The organism is Thermogymnomonas acidicola (assembly GCF_014646795.1).
GTDB classification, from domain to species: Archaea; Thermoplasmatota; Thermoplasmata; order Thermoplasmatales; family Thermoplasmataceae; genus Thermogymnomonas; species Thermogymnomonas acidicola.
The window spans coordinates 209623-218879 of sequence record NZ_BMNY01000003.1; the positions used below are offsets into that span (position 1 = coordinate 209623).

7 protein-coding genes are annotated in these 9257 nt (G+C 57.0%); 3 read left to right on the plus strand and 4 right to left on the minus strand.

The window, feature by feature from the left end:
* Position 1: 1 nt before the first annotated feature.
* The 4 genes from IEW66_RS08470 to IEW66_RS08485 all read right to left on the minus strand — a co-directional run bounded on the left by IEW66_RS08470 (position 2) and on the right by IEW66_RS08485 (position 3328).
* Positions 2 to 925 carry an NAD-dependent epimerase/dehydratase family protein gene (locus IEW66_RS08470; RefSeq protein WP_229657585.1) on the minus strand — a complete coding sequence of 308 codons (924 nt, stop codon included), beginning with the start codon at positions 923 to 925 and terminating at the stop codon, positions 2 to 4.
* A gap of 32 nt (positions 926 to 957) precedes the next feature.
* Positions 958 to 1518 (minus strand): D-sedoheptulose-7-phosphate isomerase, encoded by a 561-nt coding sequence (locus IEW66_RS08475; protein ID WP_188681793.1) that lies wholly within the window; start codon positions 1516 to 1518, stop codon positions 958 to 960.
* A 31-nt stretch (positions 1519 to 1549) separates the two neighbouring features.
* The gene (locus tag IEW66_RS08480; RefSeq protein WP_188681794.1) at positions 1550 to 2605 is read right to left on the minus strand and encodes a glycosyltransferase; all 1056 of its coding nucleotides are present in this window, start codon (positions 2603 to 2605) and stop codon (positions 1550 to 1552) included.
* A 75-nt stretch (positions 2606 to 2680) separates the two neighbouring features.
* The gene (locus tag IEW66_RS08485) at positions 2681 to 3328 is read right to left on the minus strand and encodes a zinc ribbon domain-containing protein (protein ID WP_188681795.1); all 648 of its coding nucleotides are present in this window, start codon (positions 3326 to 3328) and stop codon (positions 2681 to 2683) included.
* Positions 3329 to 3434: 106 nt separating this feature from the next.
* Between IEW66_RS08485 and IEW66_RS08490 the strand changes: the two genes are divergently transcribed.
* The 3 genes from IEW66_RS08490 to IEW66_RS08500 all read left to right on the plus strand — a co-directional run bounded on the left by IEW66_RS08490 (position 3435) and on the right by IEW66_RS08500 (position 9070).
* Complete coding sequence (locus IEW66_RS08490) at positions 3435 to 5507, plus strand: hypothetical protein (protein ID WP_188681796.1); 2073 nt, start codon at positions 3435 to 3437, stop codon at positions 5505 to 5507.
* Between the two features lie 75 nt (positions 5508 to 5582).
* Positions 5583 to 7328 (plus strand): DUF2079 domain-containing protein, encoded by a 1746-nt coding sequence (locus tag IEW66_RS08495; protein ID WP_188681797.1) that lies wholly within the window; start codon positions 5583 to 5585, stop codon positions 7326 to 7328.
* Complete coding sequence (locus IEW66_RS08500; protein ID WP_188681798.1) at positions 7325 to 9070, plus strand: hypothetical protein; 1746 nt, start codon at positions 7325 to 7327, stop codon at positions 9068 to 9070. The genes IEW66_RS08495 and IEW66_RS08500 overlap by 4 nt, the downstream gene beginning before the upstream one ends.
* Positions 9071 to 9257: the final 187 nt, after the last annotated feature.

Sequence of the window (9257 nt, forward strand, 5' to 3'; positions counted from 1 at the left end):
TTCATACTCTGCCATAGAAGTCGTTTATTATCCTGAGGCCCTCGTCCAGGCCCACCCTCGCCCTGAAGCCTATCTCACTCTCCGCCCTGCTGGTGTCCGCAAGTGTTTCCATCACGTAGTTCTTAATGGGCATCGGCACGTACTTCGGCTCTATCTCTGTGCCGAGGAGGCTGTTCAGCTTCGCCACCAGTTCGTTGAGGGAATAGTTTTTTCCATAGCCCACGTTGTAGACCCTGAAGCCCTTCACCTTTGTAGCCCTGACAAGGGCCTCCACAACATCCCCTGCATACACAAAGTCCCTCCTCTGCTTCCCGTTTCCGTAGATGACCGGCTGCCTCCCGGCCTTCATGTCCCAGAGGAACTGGGTCGCAAGGTTCGCATACCCGTTCTTGGCCCTCTCGTACTTTCCGTAGACCGAGAAGAAGCGCATCGCAGCAACGTTAAGGTCGTAGAGCTGGTTGTACAGCTGTGATATGCGCTCCGCTGCGATCCTCGCCTCTGTATAGAAGTCGGTGACCAGCGGCTGCGCGTCTTCCCTGTGTGGCGGCTTAATTCCGTTGTATATTGAGGACGTGGAGGAGAAGACAACCGGGCACTGCACCCTCCTGGCCAGCTCCAGGATGCCGATCATGCCGTTCACCACCTCGCCCACGAGCATCGGGTTGTTCCTGTACATCGGCGAGGCGGAATAGAAGCCAAGGTGGAATATGAGATCAAAGCCATGCTTAAGCCCAGGGGCGTCCTTGGCATCTCCCCTGATGAACTCCACCCTGTCCCTGACCTCTTTCAGGTTCTCCTCGGAGCCCGTGTGGAGGTTGTCTATGACAGTGACCCTGTTTTCCCCTGCAAGCGACAGCACCAGGTTGGTACCTATGAACCCAGCACCACCTGTCACGAGGATATTCATCCCTGATAGGCTCTCCATCGTCTTGTGATTGTGGAAATCATTAAAACCTTTCACCTAAGCTCGTCCTCTACGATCTTTGACCATATGTGCCCAATCGCTATGTGCACCTCCTGTATTATCGATGTCCTGTCCGAGGGAACCCTGATGCAGGCGTCCACAAGCGAGAGAAGCTTCCCTCCGCCAGAACCCGTTAGGCCTATGGTCCTGCAGCCCATCTCCTTAGCCGCCTGGATCCCGGCTATCACGTTCCTGGAGTTGCCGCTGGTGCTGATACCCACGACCACATCGCCCCTTCGGGCAAAGGCACGCACCTGCCTGCTGAACACCTCTTCATACGAGTAGTCGTTGCCTATTGCCGTCAGCGATGATGTGTTCGTGGTCAGGGCCATGGCCGGCAGAGGCCTACCCTCCTTTTCGAACCTGCCAACCAGCTCGGCCGCAATGTGCTGCGAGTCCGCAGCGCTGCCACCGTTTCCGAAGAGGATGAGCTTGCCGCCGTCCCTTATGGCATCAGCGATCATCTTTCCAGTTTCGAGAACCACTGATGCATCAAGGCTCTTCCTCACATCTGCCCCGGTCTCCAGGTAGCTTTTCACTTCCCTTAGTTCCATCGAGCAAAAAAGCCAGGTGAGTATTAAATTGTTAGTGGCCGCTCCATATGAACTGCGCGGACACAACGTACCTGAATGCGAAGGCGGCGTTGATCCCCACAAAGTTGGACAGCAGTATGTTTATGCCCACAAGCGCCAGGAGCATGAAGACCGCGAAGTTGATGGCGCTGGCGAGCAGTGATGCCCCGTTGTGCTGGAAGAACCTGAGCACAACGTTCTTCACAGTCCTCTTAAGCCTCCTGTTGCTGAAGGTCCACCTGTCGTTGAGTATGAAGTTGCTCACTATGGACACCTCTATGGCCAGGACCTCAGCTGCTATGTAGTTTATGTGCAGCGAGAGCGCATACAGGACAAGCTCGCTCACAACCACGCCTGAAGCACCGACAACAAGGTACTTCCAGAGGTTTCCATGCGTTATGGCGAAGATGTAGAAGGAGATTATGTCCCTCAGCCTTAACTTGCTCTGGCCCTCCCTCCTCGCATAGAACATTATAGGGTACTCGGCTATGCTCATGCCTGCACTGTAGACCTTGTCAACGATCTCGACCTGGCCCGTGTAGGAGCCGTGCCTGGGCCTGTTGGCGATGAGGTACTCACATGCAGCCCTGGAGTATATCCTGTAGCCTGTGGTCGCGTCCTTTACGCGGGGGCCGAAGCTCATGCTGAAGAGGAGGTTAGCCCCCCTGGAGATAATCCGCCTTATCAGTGGTAGCCCGACTATGCCTGCCCTCCTGTCCTTTATGTACCTCGAGCCGAGCACGAGGTCGTGGTGGTTCTGCTCAGCAAACGTGAACATTTCCTCAAGGTATGCCGGGTCATGCTGTCCGTCCGCGTCCATCACGGCCACGTAGTCTGCACCCCTGCGGACAGCCTCCTGCATGCCAACTATGACGGCAGAAACAAGGCCCTGCTTCCTTGGCCTTGATATGAGGGTCACATTCCCGAACTTGGACACCACCTCCATGGTCTGCTCATCCGTCTCGTCGTCTACAACGATCACCTGGAAGGGTGCCAGTCGAATGAGGAGGCTCGAGAGACTCTGTGCCTCCCTGTATGTAGGAAGTACAACGAACCTCTTCATCGTCATTTGATGGGGGATCAAATTACTTTTATTAAAATATTAGTCGGTAAAATACGAAGTCATACAATAGTGAATACCCGCCTAGAGCTCCTGCCCGCAGTTTGGGCAGAACTTCGCACCTGCCGGCAGGTCGGAGCCGCACCTTGGGCACTTTTGGGGCAGCCTCTTCTCCTCGCCCAGCCTCTTGGGCTCCTCTATGTCCCTGACCTCCGCATCATACACGTTTGCATCCTGCGGCTTCTGTTCCTGGCCCTGGGCCGGGCCCTTCCCGAAGTACGCCATGCCTATATTGGCCCTGGGGGCCCTGGCCTTGGCCAGCTCAACCTCCCTCCTGTGCCTTTCCTCCTCCTCCCTCTTCATCTCCTCCTCTTTCTTGATCTTGGCATCATTGATCCACTTCCTTATTTCAGTGTCCCACCTCTGCGGGTCGCTGAGCCTGAACACGATCTTGTTCTTCTGGCCGTCCTTCCTGTACTCGATCTCCATCTCCTTCCTCGTGAATAGCTTCAGCCTGGGGACTGCAATGCTCACGTTGGAAATGTCGTACAGGTAAACGTCTAGGATTATCTTCGGGGGGACCGCCCTTATGAGACCCCTCCTGCCCCTCCTCTCGTATATTATCCTCCTGTCTGTGAGGTAGAGTGTCCCCTGCGCCACAACGGTTTCCCCGTCCACGACCTCCGCCTCTTCCCTGAGTATCTCGTGCTCCCCAACTTCGTAAATCGGCATTCTCATGATTTATCAGTATTTATTATAAAGCCTTTTATCGGAACGACGGGCCTTCGGGGTGAAACGGAGGGTAAGTTTGAAATTTGTCCAAGGCAATACTGACCAGATGGCTTCGGTGGAGGGCGCGGTCAGCAGGAGGCTTCTTCCCCTGGGCACAGGCCTCTTCTCGATGAACCTGGCTTGGGTCTCCTGGGCCATCTTTGGCTACCTTGACACTGCGTCGCTTGCCCTTGTATGGTCCCTCTTCTCACTGGGCATAGCACTCATAGTGCTCTCCGCCTCAGAAAGTTATGGTTCGAGGCTGACCACCTGGCTCTCCTACCTGTCACTGGCACTTGCAATTGCCGCTGCGCTGAGCATAGTTGGGTACTTCCACCCGGTGAGGATAACGGATGAGGTCATAATCGACAGGTATGCTGCCATCGCGCTACTCCACCGTGAAGACCCATACAGGCCGGGAGTGATAGGGTCTTACCTGCAATCATCCAGCTACCCGACCTTCTGGTTCACGCCTACCCTGGACGGGGGTTTCGTCACGGCCTTCATATACCCTGGCCTAGTCCCCCTCTATTTCTTGCTGGAGGTGGCCCTGCACCTGAACCCCCTCGTTCTATACGAGGTGCCTGTGGCTGTCAGCTTTACAGCATACTATCTCTACATGCGCAAGAACGGGATAGCCCTGGAGGAGAGGTATGACCTCATGCTTTTCTCCATCGCGCTATTCGCCGAGCTGGCGGGCTTTGCCTTCTACTTCTCTTCGGCTACCATATGGATAATGTTCGTCATACTCTCCCTCTCGTCCTCGGAGAGGCCCTCAATCTCCGGCATCTTCAGCGGGCTTGCGGCCTCGTTCAACCAGATACCGGCCCTCCTTGTCCCGTTCCTCGCTGTGTTCCATTTCAGGGAGAATGGCAGGAAGGGCCTCATCAGGTACCTTGCCCTCTCCATAGTATCTTTCTCGGTGATAAACGGGCCGTTCCTGGCCATGTCACCAGGGTCCTTCATACACGCAATGGAGCACTCACTGAGCCAGGGGGCCATAGGGGTGGGCTTCGGGGTGTCCGAGCTCTCATTCCTTGCCCTGGCAAGCATCGCCCCCCGTGTGTTCACCATAGCGCTGTTCGCATCCTACTCGATGCTCCTTACCGCTTATGCCCTCTGGTACGAGAGACTGCGCCTCTCTTTCGTCGTATTCCCTGCAATAGTCATGTTCCTGAACTACAGGGTGCTCCCAGAATATGTGCTTGTGTGGTCCGTACCAGCGGCAATGCTTGCACTGGGCAGGAAACCGTTGCGGGCGCACAGGGTTGCGGGCACGCTAAGGAAGAAGGCGCTTGCCGCATCCATAGCCGTTCTGATCCTTGTTGTTGCGGTGCCACTTGGCCTCCACTCCCAGGAGGCATACGAGAAATCCCAGGACCTGAAGGTGATATCCATAAGGTCTTACTCTGACCCCTACAACGTGACAGGGTACATAACAGAGATGGATGTGTCCGTGCTGTATACGGGCACGCAGGACACGTACGTGGGCTTCAGGATAATACCATACGGCGAGACCATGAACGCAAACGGCCTGATATGGACACCGGACCCCATGAAGGGTGCCGCGGATACTAGGGGAGCCCTCCTCAGGCCTGGTTATAACAACGTGACGATTTTCCCGCAGAGCTATGTGGACCTACTCCCGGACGGAAGACCGTTCAGGCTGTTCGTGACCGACAACACCTCCATTTCCTTCCTGAACTCAGGCGGCCTCTCTGTCAGCGGTGTTACGCCGGTCAGTGACCCTGAGCTGGCTTACCCAACGTACAACAGCAAAGACCCGTACCCTGGCTGGCTCGCCCACTCCAACGGCACATGGGTCTTCCATTATCATCCGGGTTACCTTGAGGCTGTGTCGGAGGGGCCAGGGAACCTCGACCTCCAGACCCGTGTGAATGGCACGGAAGCCTCATGGACTCTGTCTTTCATTATCTCCGTGAACTCAACGGCGCCAGTGAGCGTGGAGCTCATAGATTCACAGGGTTCCTACGTGAACGCAAGCCAGGGGCAGGTGGAGGACTCATCCATGCAGCTCAGCGTTGAGGTCACGCCAGGCCTTGGGGGAAACGTGTCACTCCGGGTGAGTGCGGTGTCCGGCTGTTCCCTGGACATAAGGCCCGCAGCGTACGGTGGCTGATAGGCAGGTAGACACTTTTGTATTTCAGCATACTTTATCAAAAACTCATATATTGATAAATTCAGATGCAGTGCCGTGGCCCGGAGGCTGGGATACCAAGAGTGGATCCTCATCGCCGAGATAGCGGTATACTCCGCGGTCTGGTCTTACATCTCGCTCATGAGGTACCTGCACTTCGGGGCCGCGGTATTCGACCTTGGCGTTGCATCGGCGACCATATACAAGGCATTCCATGGCGGCATAATAGGTACCGCAGCGGATCCCAGGCCAATACAGGTGCAGAAGCTCATCTACCTCGTCCTTGCACCGTTCTACGACATAGACCCAAGGCCTGAATTCCTCCTCGTTTTCCAGTCCATCTGGATCCCACTGGGGGCCGTGCCCCTGTTCCTGGCCTCCAGGAAACTGGGAATGGAGAAGACGGAGGCCCTGCTCATTGCCTCCTCCTATCTGCTTTACTTCCCACTGGCGGGCGTGAACTGGTTCGACTTCCACTTCATGGCGCTCTTCCCCACCTTCTTCCTGCTGTGCCTCTACGCCTACGTTTCAGACAGGAAGGCGCTATTCGGCGTCACTGCTGTTCTGGCAACCATAACCGACCTCATGGTGCCACTGATCATGTTCGCCTTCGCAGTCTACGCAGTAATAGAGGGGCGGTACAGGGGCAAGAGGTGCATCCCGTACACGGTCCTGCCGGCCTCAGCAGGTGCACTTGTATTCCTTGCAGTATCGCTTTACTTCGGGCCGGGGTACCTGCTGAACTGGCTCCACCTCGGTGGGCATGGCTCCATACTCTCTATGGTCTCCGACCCTGGGGGCCCCCTACTGACCAGGAAGGTAATGTGGTTTATCCTCATGTCCATACCTCCCCTGTTCATGTACCTCCTGTCGCCCAGATCGGCGATAATGTTCATACCATACGTCCTGTTCGTTGCAGCCTACTCGTACACGCCGTACTTCACCGTGACGCTCTACCAGTACCCTGCCCTATACTCACCGGTCATCATATATTCAGCGGCAAAGGGTTACGCTTTCCTCCGCTCTAAGATCGGGAGTGGCAGGGCGAAGTATGCACTGTTCGCGGTGCTTGCGGTATCGCTCATAACCTACTCCCTCTTCAGCCCCGTGGGAGAGGCCTTCACCTACCAGTACACCTATGGCCACGACCCTAACCTGTCAAATGTAATACCACCATACACACTGTCACAGATGGAACCCAAGCAGTACGACACCTACATGTGGGCCATGGTGCGCATGGTGCCTCCAGGCACGACAGTACTATTGCAGAACGATGAGCCGCAGCTCGCCACGGTCAACAACGTTGTCATGCCCTGGAGCCCGGTGCCGGAGCTGGACTTCAACTACTCCCTGGCAAACCCTTACAGCAAGTGGTTCTATCCCGGGGCAGTGATATCCCCTGGCGCAGTCACCTACTTCCAGACGTGGTTCAACTACGCCCTTCTCAGCGGTGAATACAGCATAGTCTCTGAGGAGGACGGCCTCACACTGATATCCCTGGGCCAGCACTCAGGGCCTGTGGCGTTCTCCCCGGTGAATGTGCAGCTGGAACCAGTATCTTCCGGCACGGGGTACTGTAACTACACCACAGGGTTCCTCCCCCCTGGCACATACGTCGTTGTCAATGGTTCCATTAACGATACCCTCAGGGGAAGTGATGGGATATCTGACCTGGTGCTGAGGCCCCACCTGGGCAGCCAGGGGCAGGTGGAGTTCGTGGTGCCTGTGTACCTGGCAGATGTTACTCTGAGCGCCCCGTACAGTGGCCACGTGGACGTTGTGCTAAGGGAGGTCTCCCCATGATGCAGAGGAGCGCAGTAGCCAGGCCACTCCTCATGGTCGGCCTCGGTTCAGCCCTGCTGTACGCCTCCTACCTTGTCTGGGTCTCATTCGGTTACCTGAACATGGCCTCGGATGCAGTGAGCTGGGCACTCGTCCTCATGTCATTCTTCATATTCCTCAGGGCCTCGAGGCCTGCACCTGACACTGGACAGGACAGCGTGCTGAGGTACTCCACGGTCATAGCGCCGGCCTCGGTGGCGTTCACCGTTTTCCTGGTAACACTGCCCTCCGCATACTCGGGCACATATGCCGTCACAGCGGTGTCGGTGGCAGCCTCTGCCGCAGTCATCGCGGCATGGACAGCAAAGAAGCAACAGGCGGGATTTGCTTCCCTGATGGCCCTGGTCGTACTCTTCTCCTGGCTGCACCTCTCGCAGACGGGCCAGTTCCAGACGGACGAGATCTTCCTGGACTACTACGCTTCACACCTGGCACTCAGGGGCATTGACCCTTACACTGCAAACATAGCGCAGTCCCTGGTCGTGCAGCACGTGCCACTGGCGGACCTCACTCCCCTCCTCTCCGGCGGGTTCTTCAGCGGCATGGACTACCCGGCACTCTCGTTTCTGGTGATGCTCCCCTTCGACATCGTGCACGCAGATGCCGGCGTGGTGCCCCTTACCTTCTTTCTGGTTTCCCTGGTGCTCGTATATATGGTGGCATGGAAGAGGGAGGGGGCATGGGCCGGTGCGCTCGCCGTGGCCATGATCCTTATGGACTTCGGACTGGTCTCACTGGCCTCCAACGGGGACATGGACACCGTCTGGGTGTTCTTCCTCCTGCTCTCAGAAATATTGATGGCGAGGAGCACACTCGCCTCAGGCGTATCCTATGGCCTTTCCGTTGCGGCCAAGCAGATACCGTTGCTTGTGGCGCCCTTCATGCTGGTCTACCTGGTCAGGCAGCGTGGGTGGAGGTCGGCGGCCATCTTCGCCCTCTCCTCGGTGCTCTCCTTCATGGCCATAGACCTGCCCTACATCGCCGCCTCTCCAGCCTCATTCCTCAGCGAGGTAGCCAGGCCGGAGACTGGGGCACTCATTTGGATCGGCCAGGGGCCTAGCCTGATCTCCTTCACCGGCATCTACCTGCTCTCAAAGGGCTACTTCACCATGCTGATGGCCGTCTTGGAGGCCCTCCTCGCCATACTGTATGCGGTGGACTTCAGGCGTCTCGCCCTCTCTTTCCCTGTCTTCCCGATCCTGGTGATGTTCTTCAACTACAGGCTTCTCTTCAACTACCTCGCCTTCTGGCCCATGCTCCTCGTGCCCGTGATATTCCTCTGGGAGAGGCCAGGAGGGGCCTCGAAGGGGACGCGCCAGCGCGTACTCAGGGTGGCCAGGTACGCCGCCGTGGCGGTAGCGGTGGCCGCGGTCTGCACATTCCCTGCGTTCCATGTCCATGATTCAGGAGCAAGGATCGTGTCTGTCGAACTGCTCCACGGCCCTGGTGGGAACGTCTCTGAGATGGTCGTCACGGTGGAAGGCCCGGGTTCCCAGGGCCTGCACTTCAGGTCCTTCGGGCCCGGTTTCATCTCCTACCCCAACGGCATCCTCTGGAGGGACGCCTACGAGAGGAACACTACCAGTGGGTCGGTGTATGTCCTGGAGCCCTGGCCAGGCCAGGGGGGGATTGCTGCGTCCAGCGTGAGGGTTGTGAACGGTTACAGCACCAGTGAGAGCATCTTCGCCAGGGTGGGAAACTGAGGGGCCTGCATTTCAGGTAGCCCGTTGTGCTGATTTAAGAAGGCTGGATATGGAATTCCACCAGGACGGCGCGGTAGCGGGAAGTGAACTACCCCGCCCTCACGGACTGGGCATCTCCACCTCACGGTGGAGATTTCCTGCTTCTTCCAGGAAACTTACCATACACTCCCTCGGAAAAGGGAATGTA

Bases quoted from the DNA above. Each gene is read 5' to 3' on its own strand.
- IEW66_RS08485 (WP_188681795.1), bottom strand. From the start codon at position 3,328: ATGCCGATTTACGAAGTTGGGGAGCACGAGATACTCAGGGAAGAGGCG.
- IEW66_RS08490 (WP_188681796.1), top strand. From the start codon at position 3,435: ATGGCTTCGGTGGAGGGCGCGGTCAGCAGGAGGCTTCTTCCCCTGGGC.
- IEW66_RS08470 (WP_229657585.1), bottom strand. From the start codon at position 925: ATGGAGAGCCTATCAGGGATGAATATCCTCGTGACAGGTGGTGCTGGG.
- IEW66_RS08480 (WP_188681794.1), bottom strand. From the start codon at position 2,605: ATGACGATGAAGAGGTTCGTTGTACTTCCTACATACAGGGAGGCACAG.
- IEW66_RS08475 (WP_188681793.1), bottom strand. From the start codon at position 1,518: ATGGAACTAAGGGAAGTGAAAAGCTACCTGGAGACCGGGGCAGATGTG.
- IEW66_RS08500 (WP_188681798.1), top strand. From the start codon at position 7,325: ATGATGCAGAGGAGCGCAGTAGCCAGGCCACTCCTCATGGTCGGCCTC.